This is a genomic window from Devosia sp. J2-20 (genome assembly GCF_055808475.1).
The window spans coordinates 3,240,720-3,255,368 of record NZ_CM147870.1 but is presented as its reverse complement, the minus strand read 5'-3'; the positions used below and the strand labels follow the sequence as shown (position 1 = coordinate 3,255,368).

At 61.6% G+C, this 14,649-nt stretch carries 11 protein-coding genes and 2 pseudogenes; 5 read left to right on the top strand and 8 right to left on the bottom strand.

Features of this window, described 5'->3' with window-relative positions; all coding sequences use genetic code 11:
• Positions 1 to 25 precede the first annotated feature (25 nt).
• From AC0L37_RS16055 to AC0L37_RS16045, 3 genes and pseudogenes are all read left to right on the top strand, one after another.
• On the top strand, positions 26 to 1,597 hold the full coding sequence (locus AC0L37_RS16055) for a serine hydrolase (protein ID WP_282222666.1): 1,572 nt from the start codon (positions 26 to 28) through the stop codon (positions 1,595 to 1,597).
• Between the two features lie 137 nt (positions 1,598 to 1,734).
• Positions 1,735 to 4,073, top strand: a pseudogene (locus AC0L37_RS16050) (glucose/quinate/shikimate family membrane-bound PQQ-dependent dehydrogenase).
• Between the two features lie 123 nt (positions 4,074 to 4,196).
• On the top strand, positions 4,197 to 5,441 hold the full coding sequence (locus tag AC0L37_RS16045; protein ID WP_212659646.1) for a cation:proton antiporter: 1,245 nt from the start codon (positions 4,197 to 4,199) through the stop codon (positions 5,439 to 5,441).
• Between the two features lie 41 nt (positions 5,442 to 5,482).
• Here AC0L37_RS16045 and AC0L37_RS16040 read toward each other — a convergent pair whose 3' ends face one another.
• Genes AC0L37_RS16040 through AC0L37_RS16020 form a run of 5 tightly spaced genes read right to left on the bottom strand, consistent with a single transcriptional unit; the run spans position 5,483 to position 9,367 of the window.
• On the bottom strand, positions 5,483 to 7,207 hold the full coding sequence (locus AC0L37_RS16040) for a SulP family inorganic anion transporter (protein WP_212659495.1): 1,725 nt from the start codon (positions 7,205 to 7,207) through the stop codon (positions 5,483 to 5,485).
• A 6-nt stretch (positions 7,208 to 7,213) separates the two neighbouring features.
• Entirely contained in the window at positions 7,214 to 7,540 is a 327-nt protein-coding gene (locus AC0L37_RS16035) for a protein tyrosine phosphatase family protein (RefSeq protein WP_212659496.1), read from the bottom strand.
• 42 nt (positions 7,541 to 7,582) lie between these two features.
• Entirely contained in the window at positions 7,583 to 8,476 is an 894-nt protein-coding gene (locus tag AC0L37_RS16030) for an MBL fold metallo-hydrolase (RefSeq protein ID WP_212659497.1), read from the bottom strand.
• Positions 8,477 to 8,498: 22 nt separating this feature from the next.
• On the bottom strand, positions 8,499 to 8,939 hold the full coding sequence (locus AC0L37_RS16025; RefSeq protein ID WP_269370594.1) for a YeeE/YedE family protein: 441 nt from the start codon (positions 8,937 to 8,939) through the stop codon (positions 8,499 to 8,501).
• Positions 8,939 to 9,367, bottom strand: a complete 429-nt coding sequence (locus AC0L37_RS16020) for a YeeE/YedE family protein (protein ID WP_212659499.1) — start codon at positions 9,365 to 9,367, stop codon at positions 8,939 to 8,941. The genes AC0L37_RS16025 and AC0L37_RS16020 overlap by 1 nt, the downstream gene beginning before the upstream one ends.
• Positions 9,368 to 9,460: 93 nt before the next feature.
• Here AC0L37_RS16020 and AC0L37_RS16015 point away from each other — a divergent pair, with 93 nt between their 5' ends.
• Positions 9,461 to 9,754, top strand: a complete 294-nt coding sequence (locus AC0L37_RS16015; RefSeq protein ID WP_212659500.1) for an ArsR/SmtB family transcription factor — start codon at positions 9,461 to 9,463, stop codon at positions 9,752 to 9,754.
• A gap of 63 nt (positions 9,755 to 9,817) precedes the next feature.
• On the opposite strand, the pseudogene AC0L37_RS16010 reads toward AC0L37_RS16015, so the two are convergent.
• From AC0L37_RS16010 to AC0L37_RS16000, 3 genes and pseudogenes are all read right to left on the bottom strand, one after another.
• Positions 9,818 to 11,258 (bottom strand): annotated as a pseudogene (locus AC0L37_RS16010) (M81 family metallopeptidase).
• Positions 11,258 to 12,448 carry an MFS transporter gene (locus tag AC0L37_RS16005; RefSeq protein ID WP_282222667.1) on the bottom strand — a complete coding sequence of 397 codons (1,191 nt, stop codon included), beginning with the start codon at positions 12,446 to 12,448 and terminating at the stop codon, positions 11,258 to 11,260. The pseudogene AC0L37_RS16010 and the gene AC0L37_RS16005 overlap by 1 nt, the downstream one beginning before the upstream one ends.
• A gap of 142 nt (positions 12,449 to 12,590) precedes the next feature.
• Entirely contained in the window at positions 12,591 to 13,076 is a 486-nt protein-coding gene (locus tag AC0L37_RS16000) for a hypothetical protein (protein WP_212659503.1), read from the bottom strand.
• Positions 13,077 to 13,492: 416 nt separating this feature from the next.
• Between AC0L37_RS16000 and AC0L37_RS15995 the strand changes: the two genes are divergently transcribed.
• Positions 13,493 to 14,647 carry a Gfo/Idh/MocA family protein gene (locus AC0L37_RS15995; protein ID WP_269370801.1) on the top strand — a complete coding sequence of 385 codons (1,155 nt, stop codon included), beginning with the start codon at positions 13,493 to 13,495 and terminating at the stop codon, positions 14,645 to 14,647.
• Positions 14,648 to 14,649 lie beyond the last annotated feature (2 nt).

The following is a 14,649-nucleotide window of genomic DNA, read 5'->3' as shown; positions in this document are numbered from 1 at the left end:
ACAGTGCAGTCGGGGGACTATTTGCATGACCAAGACACGTTTTTCTGCGTTTCTGACCGCGGCCAGCCTTGGCACCGTTTTTGCTATCGCGCCGGTCCAGGCCCAGCCCGCCAATCTCGATATCGGGCCCGCGCCCTCCATGGATGTCAGCAAGCTCGCTCCCGGCGGGGTCGAACTGGCGCTTGAGCAGCTTGATGACACGGTGCACACCATTATGGAGCGCAGCGGCGTTCCAGGCGTTGCCGTTGCGGTGGTGCAGGGTGGGCAGACTGTGTTTGCCAGGGGTTATGGCGTCAGGAAACGCGGCGCCGATGATCCTGTCACCCCTCAGACGGTCTTCCAGATTGCCTCGGTGTCAAAACCGCTCGCCGCCACCGTGGCGGCGATTGCCGTTACCGAGGGGCTGATCACCTGGGATGATCGGGTAACCAGCTATCTGCCCGATTTCCGTCTCGGCGAGGAATGGGTCAGTGCCAATCTCACCATCGGGGATCTCTATGCCCATCGCTCCGGCCTGCCGCTGGGCGCGGGCGATGACCTCGAAGATCTCGGCTTCGGCCGGGCCGATGTGATGGCGCGTCTGCGCTACCAGCCGCTCGATACCTTCCGCACCTCTTACAACTACGCCAATTTCGGCATCACCAGCGCCGCTCAGGCCGTCGCTGCGGCCACGGGCAAGAGCTGGGAGGACCTGTCGGCCCAGTCGCTCTACGCGCCCCTGAAGATGGATCACACCAGTTCGCGCTATGCCGATTTTCAGGCAGAACCCGATCGCGCCAGCCTGCACGCGCTTGTCGATGGCACGCTGCAACCGCTCTATGAGCGCAATGGCGACGCCCAATCGCCCGCTGGTGGCGTCTCATCCAATGTCATTGACCTGGCTGAATGGCTCAAGGTGCTGCTGGCCGATGGCGTCCATGATGAGCGTCAGCTCATCGACCCCGCCGCGCTCCAGGCCGCGCTCAGCCCGCAGTCTTTCAGCTCGCCCGGCCACGTGCCCAGCGCGCGCCCCGGCTTTTATGGCTATGGCTTCAATGTCGGTGTGGGCGCCGACGGGCGCACCACTTTCGGGCATTCCGGTGCCTTCACGCTGGGCGCGGCCACCCGCATCCAGTTTGTGCCATCTGCCGATCTGGGCATTATCGTGCTGACCAATGCCGGTCCGCTCGGTGCCCCCGAAGCGATTGCCAACATCTTCCTCGACACCGCGCAGTTCGGCGGCCCCACCCGCGACTGGTATGCGGGCTTTCATGCGCTGATGGCCGGCTTTTACGATCCTGTCGGCGATCTCGTTGACAGGGGCCTGCCTGCCGAGCCCAAGCCGCACCAGGCGCTTGAGAACTATGTCGGCACCTACCAGAATGATTATTTCGGTCCTCTCGATATCGTTCTGGATGATGGCGCCCTGGTCGCCCAGCTTGGCCCACGTGGTGACAGTTTCCCGCTCACCCATTGGGATGGCGATGTCTTTGCTGTCGAACCGCACAATGAGAATGCCCCGACCGGTTCACGGTCCTCTGTCAGCTTCGATCTGGCTACGGGCAGCGTCAATATCGACTATCTGGACGGCAACGGTCTGGCCACCTGGCAGCGCTAGCGGGGGAACCGCAATCCACTGTGCACCGTTGTCGGCTCTGCCCCTGTTCTGAACCGGGGCCGGTGCCGCAATCGTGCCATAGTTGGAACGATCAGCGGCCACATGCATTCGGGTAGAGACACACCCGGAGGCGTCCCATGATATTTTCCCGCATTCTTGCCACTCTGTTTGCCCTGAGCGGGCTGTTTCTGGGAGGCGGTGGTATCTGGCTTGCGGCGCTGGGGGGCAGCTGGTTCTACCTGCTGCTCGGCGCAGCCCTGCTGATCACCGCCATCATGGTCTGGCAGCGCGATCGCCGCGCGCTCTGGCTGCATGCCGGCACCATTATCGTAGCCATGGCATGGGCGGTCTGGGAAGTCGGTTTTGACTGGTGGCAGCTGGCCCCCGCGGCGACTGGCTGGTCATTCTGGGCATTCTGCTGGTGCTGCCCTGGAGCGTGCGCAGCCTCAATCGCTATTCGGCGTCCGGCGGCTGGCCTGCCCTTGCCGTCGCACTGGTGCTCAGCGTCATCGTGGCAGGCATCGCCATGTTCACGCCCACCCATGATCTGGAAGGCACACTGCCCGAATCCAGCATGACCGCCGAGGCGGCACTTTCTGACCCGGCCGTGCCCGATGGGGAATGGCATTCCTATGGCCGCGATACCTATGGCCAGCGCTATTCTCCGCTTGAGCAGATCACCCCCGATAATGTGCAAAACCTTGAAGTCGCCTGGACCTTCAATACCGGTGATGTGCGCGGCGAAAGCGATCCCGGCGAAACCACCTATGAGGTAACCCCGCTCAAGGTTGGTGGCAGTCTCTATCTGTGCACGCCGCATAATCTGATCATCGCGCTCGATGCCGAAACCGGCGCCGAACGCTGGACCTTCAATCCCCATCTTGATCAGCCACCGCGCAATCAGACCCAGCATTTGACCTGCCGCGGCGTGTCCTATGATGCCCCCTCCGCGGGCGGTCCTGTGGGCGATTGTGCAGCCCGCATCTTCGCGCCGACCGCTGACGCACGCCTGATCTCGATCAGTGCTGAAACCGGCGAAATCTGCCCCGGTTTTGGTGGCGCTGATGGCACTGTGGATCTGTGGCAGAACATGCCCAACGTCACGGCCGGTTCGTATTACTCCACCTCCCCGCCAGTCATTACCGACCGCGTCGTGGTTGTCGGCGGTGCGGTCAATGACAACGTCTCGACCAATGAGACCTCGGGCGTCATCCGGGCTTTTGACAAGTTCACCGGCGAGCTGGTCTGGAACTGGGATTCGCTGAACCCCGAGCAGACCGAACCATTGGCTGACGGCCAGACCTATTCGGTCAACTCGCCCAATAGCTGGAGTGTCTCGAGCTATGACCCTGAACTCGATCTGATCTACATCCCCATGGGCAATCAGTCCCCTGATCAGTTCGGTGGCAATCGCAGCGAGGAAGCCGAAACCTATTCCTCCGCCGTCGTTGCGCTCAATGCCGATACTGGGCAGGTCGACTGGGTGTTCCAGGGCGTGCACCATGACATCTGGGACATGGACATGCCGGCCCAGCCAAGTCTGGTCGACCTCGATATCGGTGGCGAAACCGTGCCCGCCGTAGTGGTCCCCACCAAGCAGGGCGAAATCTTCGTACTCAATCGCGAAACCGGCGAGCCTATCCTGCCGGTCAACGAAGTACCCGCACCCCAGGGTGCTGTGGCCGGTGACTTTACCGCGCCAACCCAGCCACTCTCGGCCCTCTCGTTCAATCCTGAACCGCTGACCGAAGCATCGATGTGGGGCATGACACCCTTTGACCAGCTGGCCTGCCGCATCCAGTTCCAGTCGCTGCGCTATGAGGGGCGTTACACCCCGCCTTCCGAGCAGGGCTCGATTGTCTATCCCGGCAATTTCGGCACGCTCAACTGGGGGGCTGTGGCCGTTGATCCTGTCCGTCAGGCTGTCTTCGCCATGCCTGTCTATCTGGCCTTCACCTCCAAGCTCATTCCGCGCGACAATCCCGAAGAGCGCGTCGTGACCGATGAAGGTGCCCCGCCATTCAACGAAAACTATGGCGCACCCTATGCTGCCGAGATGGGCCCTTTGCTCAGCCCGGTTGGTCTGCCCTGCCAGTCGCCACCTTGGGGCTATGTGGCCGGCGCCGACCTGCGCACCGGTGAGATTGTCTATCGCCACGTCAACGGCACCATTCAGGATCTCTCGCCTGTGCCGCTGCCGATCAAGATGGGCGTCCCCGGCATTGGTGGTCCGATCATCACCCGCGGTGGGGTGGCCTTCCTCTCCGGCTCGCTCGACTATTATGTGCGCGCCTATGACGTGAACAACGGCAACCAGCTCTGGGAGAGCCGTCTGCCAGCCGGTGGTCAGGCCACGCCCATGAGCTACTGGTCCGAAGACAGCCAGCGCCAGTTCGTGGTGGTTGTCGCCGGCGGCCACGGGTCGACCGGCACCAAGGCTGGCGATTCCATCATCGCCTACGCGTTGCCCCAATAGGCCGTTCGCATGCTTAGATAGAGGGCCGGGCAACCAAGTGTTGCCCGGCCCTTTGCGCGTGCCGGCAATAGTGCCAAGCTGGCGCTCTCAACCGTACCGACCAAGCGAGCCACGATGCCCAGCCTGTCCCTGTTCGATATGATCGCTGTCCTGCTGGTTCTCACCGCCGCCTTTGGCTGGATCAACCACGTCGTGCTCAAACTGCCCCAGACCATCGGTCTGCTAGTGATGGCCCTTGCCGCCTCGCTGGTGCTGATCGGTGTCGAACTCGCCTTCCCGCAGTTCGTGATCTACGAGGACGCCGTTGCGCTGCTGAACCAGGTCGATTTCCAGTCGACCGTGCTCGACGGCATGCTGGCCTTCCTGCTGTTTGCCGGGGCGCTGCATGTCGATTTCAACGCCATGCGCTCGCGCCTTTTGACCATTTCCATCATGGCCACCTTTGGCGTGCTGATCTCGACCGCGCTGATCGGTACCGGGTTCTGGCTGCTGGCCAATCTGTTTGGCGTTGCCATCCCCTTTGTCTGGGCCCTGGTCTTTGGTGCCCTGATCAGTCCCACTGATCCGGTGGCCGTGCTGTCCACGCTCAAACAGGTCAAGGTGCCGCAGGCGCTGGAGAGCACCATGACCGGGGAATCCCTGTTCAATGATGGCGTTGGGGTTGTGCTGTTCACCGTCGTGCTGGCCGCGGCCACCACCATGGGCGGCGAGGGCCTTGATGCTTTCCACATCGGTGAGTTGTTTCTGGTCGAGGCCGTCGGCGGTGGGTTGCTGGGCTGGGTCACCGGCTATCTGGCCTATCGCGCCATGCGGGCCATTGACGATTATCCGGTCGAGGTGCTGATCTCACTGGCGCTGGTGACCGGTCTGTATGCGGTGGCCAGCAAGCTGCACATGAGCGGACCGATTGCGGTGGTGGTTGCCGGCCTGCTGGTTGGTCATCGCGGCCCCCTCGACGCCTTCAGCGATGTCACCCAGCGCTTCCTGTTTGGCTTCTGGACCATGATCGATGAAATCCTCAATTCCGTGCTGTTCCTGCTGATCGGGCTCGAGGTGCTGGTGCTGCGCTTTGATCTTTCCTTCATCGCGCTGGCAATTGCCTCGATCCCGCTGGCGCTGCTGGCGCGCTTTTTCGCGGTAGGGCTGCCCGTCAGCCTGATCCGTCGCCGCACGGAAGTCATGTCAGGCACGGTGCGCGTGCTGACCTGGGGTGGTTTGCGCGGCGGTATTTCGGTGGCGCTGGCGCTTTCGCTGCCGGAGTCCGACATCAAGACCGTAATCCTGGCGGCCACCTATGCCGTGGTGGTGTTCACCATCATCATTCAGGGTCTCACCCTGGCAGGACTGGTCAAGCGCGTCGTCGATTGAAAAACCCGCAGGGCGTTGGCCCTGCGGGTCTGTATCGGTGGCTAGGCTGCAGCAACCGGTGGTTTGTTGATCGCCTGCATTGCCTGATGCTGGCTCAGATGCACGCCACCGGACAGATGCGCCAGAAACTCGGTGCCTGCCAGCCGGTCCATCACCGGTCCCTTGACCTCCGACAGGTGCAAGCGCACCCCCAGATCCTTGAGCTGGTGCTCAATGGCCTCAAGGCTTTCGAGCGCCGACATGTCGATGGCATTCACCGCCGAACACATCAGCACCACATCCTTGAGCTCGGGCCGTCCCGCAACCTGGTCATAGACCAGATCCTCGAGATAGCGCGCATTGGCAAAATAGAGGCTCTCATCGACCCGGATCGACAGCACGCTGGGCGTGGTCTCGACATTGTGGCGCTTGACGTTGCGGAAGTGCTCTGTGCCCGGAACCTGCCCCACCACGGCCGCATGCGGCTGCGATGAGCGATAAAGGAAAATCAGGATAGACGCGCCCACGCCCAGCGAAATGCCGACTTCGACACCCATCAGCAGCGTGCCCAGCAGGGTGATGGCCACGGCGGCAAAGTCGGCCTTGGAATAGGTCCAGGCACGCTTGAGGATCGAGAAATCCACCAGTGTCAGCACGGCCACGATGATCGTTGCCGCCAGCGTTGCCTTGGGCAGGATGGCCAGGAACGGGGTCAGCAGCAGGGTTGCCCCGGCAATGCCGATGGCGGTGAAGGCACCAGCCGCTGGCGTAGCGGCGCCGGCATCGAAATTGACCACCGAGCGGGCAAAGCCCCCCGTCACCGGATAGCCGCCACCGACGGCTGCCGCGATATTGGCAGCACCCAGCCCGATCAGTTCCTGATTGGGATTGATGCGCTCACGCCGCTTGGCCGCCAGCGTCTGCGCCACCGAGATCGATTCCACAAAACCCACGATCGAGATGATCAGCGCGGGCAGCAACAGCGCCTGAATGGTGTCCAGATTGAAATTGGGCAGCGACAGCATGGGCAGGCCCTGTGGCACATCGCCAACCAGCGAGACGCCCTTGGCACCCAGATCACCCAGCACCGACCAGGCCATGGTCAGAAACACCACCAGCACCGGGCCAGCCCGCGTGATGATGGTCACCGCGCCCTTGGGCAGGCCGAAACGGATCAGCCAGTTTTTGAGATCCATGCGGATCCACAGCAGCAGCGCCAGCGACACCGCACCCACAGCCAGCGTGTACCAGTTGATGGTGCCGATATTGTGCACGATCGACATTACCAGGTCGGGCAGGGCATGGCCTTCGGTCTTGATGCCGAGCATGCCGCCAACCTGGCTGGTCGCAATGATCAGCCCGGACGCGGTGATGAAGCCCGAGATCACCGGATGGGACAGGAAATTGGCGATGAAACCGAGACGAAACAGCCCCAGCGCCGCCAGGATAATGCCCGACATCGCCGCCAGCAGAATGGCGGCACTGGCATAGTCCACCGTGCCTTCCGCGGCGATGCTGCCAACCGCCGAAGCGGTCATCAGCGACACCACGGCCACGGGGCCGACAGCCAGCGCCGTCGACGTGCCGAAAATGGCATAGGCCACCAGCGGCAGCACCGAAGCGTAAAGACCCACTTCCGGCGGCAGCCCAGCCAGCAGGGCATAGGCCAGCGATTGCGGGATCAGCATGATCGTCACGATCACCGCCGCGATCAGATCACTGGTCAGGGTCGCCTGATTATAGCGGCTGCCCCAGTCCAGAATGGGAAGATAGGTCTTGAGCTTCATGGGATCTTACTTGGACAGAGTTGCGTAGAGGCTGCCGGCGCGCATGCCCGAGCGGCAATAGCCCAGCATTGGCTTGGGCAGGTTGGCCCAGGCGTCGTGGAAACGGATGATCTGGCCTTCGCCCAGCGGCCCGGAAACCGGGATGTGGACGATCTTCAGGCCTGCCGCTTCGGCGACCCGCGCGACATCGTCATAAGCAGGCTGGCCGCCTTCTTCATTGTCGGGACGGGCGCATATGATCGACTTGTAGCCGGCATCGACCACGGTCTTGACCTGATCGGGAGTGATCTGGCCGGTTGTGGCGAAGTCAGGGCTGATTTTGGTGACGTTCATGGTTTTCTCTTTCGGGTTTGAACTGCTGAAGGGCCACATGGCTCACAGCCCGTTCACGGGAACTTTGAGGTAGCTTTTGCCATCCTCATCCTTGGGCGGCAGCTTGCCACCGCGCATGTTGATCTGCAGCGACGGGATGATCAGCTTGGGCATGGCCAGCGTCGCATCGCGCGCTTCACGCATCGCCACGAAGCTGTCCTCGTCAGTGCCCTTGCCGACATGGATATTGTGCTCGATCTCGTCTGCCACCGTGGTCTCCCACTGGATGTCGCGGCCGTTCGGGCCGTAATCGTGACACATGAACAGCCGGGTCTCGCCGGGCAGGGCCAGCACGCGCTGGATCGACTGATACAGCGTGCGCGCATCACCGCCGGGGAAGTCGGCACGGGCCGAGCCGCCATCGGGCATGAACAGGGTGTCACCGACGAAGGCGGCGTCGCCCACCACATGCGTCATGCAGGCCGGGGTATGGCCTGGCGTGTGCATCACCCGCACCGTCAGCCCGCCGATCTTGTAGCTGTCGCCATCGGTGAAGAGCCGGTCGAACTGGCTGCCATCGCGCTGGAATTCGGTGCCTTCATTGAAGACCTTGCCGAAGGTTTCCTGCACGATCTTGATGTTCTCGCCAATGCCCAGCTTGCCACCCAGCTTGCCCTGGATATAGGGCGCGGCCGACAGGTGATCGGCATGCACATGGGTTTCGATCAGCCACTGCAAATCGAGCTTGTTATCCTCGATATAGGCGATGATCTTGTCGGCGCCGTCATAGGTGATGCGGCCGGCCGCGTAGTCGATATCCATTACTGAATCGACCACCGCACAGGCGTTCGAGTCGGGATCCTTGACCACATAGCTGATGGTGTTGGTCGGCGCGTCAAAGAACGCCACCACTTCAGGATGCACATCGAGTTCGGGGGTGAATGGAATGGACGTCATGGTCATATCCTCTTCTTGGTCATCAGGCGGTTTGTGTTGTCCGGGCCTGCAGGGCCACACGGACGGTACGGGCGGCGGCAATGCCGGTGAGCATGGCGCCAACGAAAATCCAGGCCGAGCTTTCACCAAGGCCGAGCGCCGGAATGGCGCCGCCCGGGCAGAAGCCGGCTATGCCCCAGCCAATGCCGAAAATGGCTGAGCCTGCCAGCAATTGGGTGTCCAGCTTGCGATTGGTTGGCAGGTGGAAGCGCGCTTCAAGCACCGGCTTGTCGCGCTTGAGCACGAAGAAATAACCAATCGCAGTCACCACCAGGGCACCACCCATGACAAACGCCAGTGAGGGGTCCCAGGTGCCGGCCAGGTCGAAAAAATTCAGCACCTTGGCCGGATTGGCCATGCCGGAGATGGCAATGCCGGTGCCAAAGATCAGGCCGATCAGGCCCGCAAGCAGAGTGCGGCGCATCAGAAGCCTCCCAGCACGTGACGAATGACAAAAACGGTAATGATGGCGGTCGCCATGAAGGTGGCGGTGGCCGCAATCGAGCGTGGGGACAAACGCGCCATGCCGCACACGCCGTGCCCTGACGTGCAGCCTGAGCCCAGATAGGCACCAACGCCAACAATCAATCCGCCAATCACCAGCCAGGGGGTGGGGACGGGGTTGACGAAGCCGACGCTGGCTTCAGAGAACGACACCAGAATGGCAGGGGCGATGATCGCGCCAGCCAGAAAGGCAGCACGCCAGCCCCAGTCGCTCGCCAGGGGCGGCACCAGGCCTGTCAGGATGCCGGTCATGCCGGCGATGCGGCCGTGAAAGGCCATCAGCAATACGGTAGCAAGACCGATCAGCGCGCCACCGGACAGCGACGCGAGAGGGGTGAATTCCGTCATTTATGAATAACTCTGCACATTGATTTATAGGGGGATTGAGTGCTAGGTCTCGATCTGCATATATGTTTATTAGAACATTCTAATAAGGTCAAGATGGAAATCGCAAAACTGGAAGCCAATGCCGAGCAGGCCTCGCGCCTGCTCACGGCCATGGCCAATGCCAAGCGCCTCCGGATTCTATGCTGTCTTCTCGATGGCGAGATGAATGTGGGTGATCTTGAAGAGCGCGTGGGTCTGGCCCAGTCCCCGCTCAGCCAGCACCTGTCCAAGCTGCGCGCCTGGGACTTTGTCAAAACGCGGCGCGACGGCCAGCAGGTCTATTATTCCATCGCCTCAGATGAGGTGAGCAAGATCCTGACGACGCTGTACGACATCTACTGCGACTGACAGGCAAAACGCATGGACCGGCGACATCGCCGCCGGCCCCGTATGACTATTCTGGCAACCGGTTCAACGTGCGTCGGCGCGGCTTGACCATTTTACTTCCGGCGCCCAGGCAAAGTCGGTATCGAACGGATATTGCGGCACGCTCTTGTGCTGGCGCTCCAGCCGCTCGACAAACTGATCCACCACGCCGGGCGACAGCGCCATCAGGCTCGGATTGGCGATCGGCCCCAGATCGGGTGACAGATAGCCTGACTTGACCACCACAATCTTGGCCGTGTGCGGATCAAGACCCAGCCGGGTGAAGTCTTCTATATTGTGGAATGGCCGCCGCCGCGCGGTCAGCACCAGATCAATCCCGCCAATGCGCACCACCGCTTCACGCAGATGGGGCTGCGCGGTTTCAAGCAGGAATACCACCTCTGCTGTCGCCTCCACCATGGTGCTCGAAGGGTCAAGGCTGGCGCCGATCGTGGATCGCAATGGTGGCGCCCACGCCGGCTGCATAAGCTGCGTCGGTGGCGGGTTTGTCGGCAATACCGGCAAACACCACGCCCTGCGCATCATTGGCCATCAGTTCGGCCAGCACCTCTGCCCGGTCACCCACGCCCCCGCCGGTTGGATTGTCACCGGACTCGGCCAGAACCACCGGGCTGGTCGTGGCTTCCAGTGCCCAGTCGACACAGGCCTCAATGCTGCCCGTGGTGGTGCCAAACACGAACTGTTCGCGAATATCCCAATAGTTCTGCGCCAGCGCCCGCGCTGCCGCAGTCATTGCCAGCCGGTCAGTGCCCGTGACCACCGCACATGCGGTGGCGCGGGGTTCGTCTGCCCACACATAACCCACCTGAAACGAGGCATCCCAAATTCCCGTCGGATCCTCTGTGGCCTGCAACTGGGTGTAAAAGCTCCGCGCCGGCTCGTCCTGGGTCGAGGTGCGCTCGCCGGGCAACAGCACCGGCACAGGCGCCCAGGCCACAACGGGTCGCTGGCCCGAGCGCAAGGCGCGCACCAGCATGGTCACCGCGCGCCGCATGGTGTCCGCCACATCGATATGGGGCGCCGTGCGATAGGTCGAAAAGATGTCGAGCCCGTCGATGATCTTCTGGCTGACATTGCCATGCAGGTCGTAGCTCGCAGCGATCAGCACATCAGGACCGACCAGTGCGCGCACCGCACTGATGAAGTCGCCTTCGGCGTCGTGAATACCCTCGACAAACATCGCGCCATGCATGGCCAGATAAACCCCGTCAACGGGCATGGCCTCTTTGATGCCTTCGAGGATTTCGGCCTTCCAGCGCGCATAGAGCGCCCCTTCCACCGGCCCGCCTGCAATGGCGCGCGCATGCAGCACGGTGATGAACTCGGCCGGGAAATGCGTCAGGAAATCGAAATAGCCGTCCTTGAGCATGGATGGTCCGCGCAGCACCCGGAAATCGGCCTCGCGCGCCAGCACGGGGTTATAGGTGCTGCACTCGGTGTGCAGGCCGGCAACAGCAATACGCATCAAAGCACTCCAGCAATATCGGCTTCAGGATTATGATTGGTCTTGGCGGGTTTCTTGGTTGCCAGCCTTCCGGTCAGCATCAGGCTCACCAGCAGCGCAGGTACCACACAGGCAACCCCCAGCCGGATATCGGCATGTTCGGCGACAAAGCCGATAACCGGCGGGCCCACCAGAAAGCCCAGCAGTGCCACAAAACTCAAAATCGCGACATTGGCCGATGCGGCCCGATCAGTCAGCCCGGCGGCAGCCGTCACCGCCAGCGGAAAGCCCACCGAAACGCCCAGGCCGATTACGCCAAACCCGATCAGCGCCAGCGCTGTGTTGGGTGTGACAAACAGGATCGCGGCGCCAGTCAGTGCCAGCACGCCGCAAATGCGCGCCGTGATCACCGCACCAAAGCGGCGCTTGAGCGTGTCGCCGCCAAATCGGCCCGCCGCAACCATCAGGGCGAATACCGAATAGCCAAGCCCCATCGTGCCCGCTTCGGCGCCCAGTGCATCGCGCAGGAAGATCGCGGACCAATCCGCCATCGCGCCCTCGGTCATGGTGATGCCAAACACAAAAAAGCAGATCCCCAGCAGGGCCCAGCTGGGCAATGCCCAGGCCGATCGCTTGCTCTCACCGCTCTCCCTGCTCTCGGCATATACCGGCAGGGCCAGCGCCACCACGATCGACAGCGGCAGAACCAGCGCTGACACCAGCGCGATGGCCCAGCGCGCTTCCAGTCCCAGCGCCGCCAATGCCGAGCCGATCAGGCTCCCCGCCATGATACCGACAGACCAGAAGCCGTGCGATGTGGTCATGATCATCGACCCCGTGGCCTTTTCCACGGCGTCGGCCTGCACGTTCAGCCCCAGTTCGACAAACGACATCGACGAGCCGATCAGCATCAGCGCCACAAACAGCAGCGTGGCGTCACTGGCAAACGCGGGCAGAACCATCGCCATCGAATACAGCACGAACCCCACAAGGATCGCCGCGCGCGCCCCGATCCGCCCCACCAGCGGTCCGGCAAAGGGCAGGGTGAGCAGTGTACCGCAGGGCAGCCCCAGCAGGGCTACCGCCAGCCCGGCGGGCCCCAGCCCCAAAGCCGTCTGCACTTCGGGAATGCGCACCAGCCAGGAGCCGAATGCGATCGGCTGCAGAAAGAACACCAGCATGGTCAGGCGCTGTGCGGTAAGGAAGGACATGGTCGTTGAACTCGATGCGAAAACAGTCGCTGGACGGATTCCCTCCCCTTGATGGGAAGGGCCGGGGTGGGTGGGCCTCAGCAAAAGTGCTTGAATTACTCCACCCTCATTTCTTCCCGGCATGGGATGCAAGCAGATGGCGCTACCCTGCCTTGCCCATGGGATAGGGCAGGTAGCCAGTGAAGCCGGTCAGCTTCCACTGCCCGTCCACCTTGCGGCAGAAATACAGGGTCTGCCAGTTCAGCACGTCCTTGCCGCCATCGCTCAGCGCGATTTCGCCGTCGAACTTCTTGTGCGCAATGGCAATGTCGCCGCTGATCTCGATTTCGCTTAGCGAGGTGGCGCGATGAATGCCGGCCAGCACGTCTTCGGCATAGTCCAGCTTTTGGCTTTCCCGCGCCTGGTTGAGCCAGTCATCGCGATAGGCCTCAAGCGTGGGGTAGCTGATGCGCCAGTCATCGGGGTTGCCCGATTTGCCGCCATTGATTCCCAGAAAGCCCTCTTTGACGAAATCGCCATCCACCATGCTCCAGTCCGCTGCAACGAACGCCGCAATGTCGCGCTCCACCAGCATGGTCCATATTGCGCTGCGGTCGGCGTCATGGGGGAAAGGGTTGGTGCTGCTCATGATTATCTCGTGTCTGTGCTGTGATCGTGCGGGGCTTGGTTCGGTGCTGCGCCAGAGAACGCCGATTTTCAATGCGATGGCGTCGCGTCACTATTTGTGTTCCAAATTTTCAAAGCTGTCATCTGGGTAGAGGTAATTTTTCAAGCCCACATGAATACCAATCTGGACAATCTGCGCGTTAAGTCGCGGCTTGTCCACATTCATAAGCGCGAAAAGCCCCAGTACAACGCCCAGAAATGCGCCAAAACGCTGCCTCTTTAGGCAAATCGCTCAAGTGGCTTATATTGGTATTGTTATTGCGGCGGATTCTGTGTTGACATTGCTTTCAGAACGATCCTAATCTTGAAAATCGTTTACAGAAAGCACGACCAAACCAGCAGAGTTTGGCGGGCAATACAGGGATGACGGGCACTAATATGCGGGTAGGCATCATCGGCCTTGGCTATCGTTTGGGCTATCTGGCGCGGGTTTTTTCCGCCGCCCGGGATGACTTCTCTATTGCCGGATATGTGGATCCGGCGCCCGCCGGTCTGCCCTATGCGAGCGAACATGGTGTTGATGTCGGCGCCCAGTTCGATAGCCTCGAGGCCATGCTCGACAGCGAGCCGCTTGATCTGCTGATGGTGGGCTCGCCCAACCATCTCCATCTCGAACACATTCGCATCGGCCTTGAACGCGGCCTCAAGATCTTCACCGAAAAGCCAGTCGTCACATCCATTGAAGACACCATGGAAATCGCCGGGCTGATCGCTCAGTACGGCTCCGACAATCTGATGGTTGGCCTGGTGCTGCGCTACGCGCCGCTTTATGTCGATCTGCGCAGGATGCAGGCCGAGGGCCATCTGGGCGATGTCACCTCAATCGAGGCTTCCGAGCACATTCCGCCCTATCACGGCGCTTTCTTCATGCGCGACTGGCGCCGCTATGAGCGCTATTCGGGCAGCTTCATGCTCGAAAAATGCTGTCACGACCTTGATCTCTACAACGGCGTGATGGGCTGCCGCCCGCAATATGTCTCCAGCTTTGGCGGTCGCCGCACCTTCGTGCCGGCCAATGCCCCGCAAAATGTCGGCATCAACGACATGGAAGTCTATCACCGCAAGCCCAGTGGCTGGCAGGGTAGCGACAAGGTCTTTGATAGTGATGGTGACATCATCGATTTCCAGACTGCCATGGTGCAATACGCCAATGGCGCCGCGCTGACCTTCCACACCAATCTCAACGTCCCCGATGATTTCCGCCGCTTCGCCGTCATGGGCGCCAAGGGCATGGCTGAGGGCGATTTCATCCGCAATTTCCTGCGCGTCACTGACAGCCGTACATCCGAGCGACTGGTCGACACCACCTACAAGATGAGCGAGCTCAGCCAGCATTATGGTGCCGATGAGCAGATGGCCGAGGACATCCTCAATCACGTCCTGGATGGCGATCCATTGCCCGTCTCGATCACCGATGCACTCGAGGCCGGCTTGCTGGCTCTGACCATGGATCGCGCCATGCGCACCCGATCCGTCATCGACATGACCCCCATCTGGCAGCAATTCGACGCCGCCCTTGGCAAAGCGGGCTAGGA

Excerpts from the sequence above, each read along its gene's own strand:
- AC0L37_RS16055 (WP_282222666.1), top strand. The coding sequence starts at position 26 with ATGACCAAGACACGTTTTTCTGCGTTTCTGACCGCGGCCAGCCTTGGC.
- AC0L37_RS16040 (WP_212659495.1), bottom strand. The coding sequence starts at position 7,207 with ATGAAGCTCAAGACCTATCTTCCCATTCTGGACTGGGGCAGCCGCTAT.
- AC0L37_RS16035 (WP_212659496.1), bottom strand. The coding sequence starts at position 7,540 with ATGAACGTCACCAAAATCAGCCCTGACTTCGCCACAACCGGCCAGATC.
- AC0L37_RS16030 (WP_212659497.1), bottom strand. The coding sequence starts at position 8,476 with ATGACGTCCATTCCATTCACCCCCGAACTCGATGTGCATCCTGAAGTG.
- AC0L37_RS16025 (WP_269370594.1), bottom strand. The coding sequence starts at position 8,939 with ATGCGCCGCACTCTGCTTGCGGGCCTGATCGGCCTGATCTTTGGCACC.
- AC0L37_RS16020 (WP_212659499.1), bottom strand. The coding sequence starts at position 9,367 with ATGACGGAATTCACCCCTCTCGCGTCGCTGTCCGGTGGCGCGCTGATC.
- AC0L37_RS16015 (WP_212659500.1), top strand. The coding sequence starts at position 9,461 with ATGGAAATCGCAAAACTGGAAGCCAATGCCGAGCAGGCCTCGCGCCTG.
- AC0L37_RS16005 (WP_282222667.1), bottom strand. The coding sequence starts at position 12,448 with ATGTCCTTCCTTACCGCACAGCGCCTGACCATGCTGGTGTTCTTTCTG.
- AC0L37_RS16000 (WP_212659503.1), bottom strand. The coding sequence starts at position 13,076 with ATGAGCAGCACCAACCCTTTCCCCCATGACGCCGACCGCAGCGCAATA.
- AC0L37_RS15995 (WP_269370801.1), top strand. The coding sequence starts at position 13,493 with ATGCGGGTAGGCATCATCGGCCTTGGCTATCGTTTGGGCTATCTGGCG.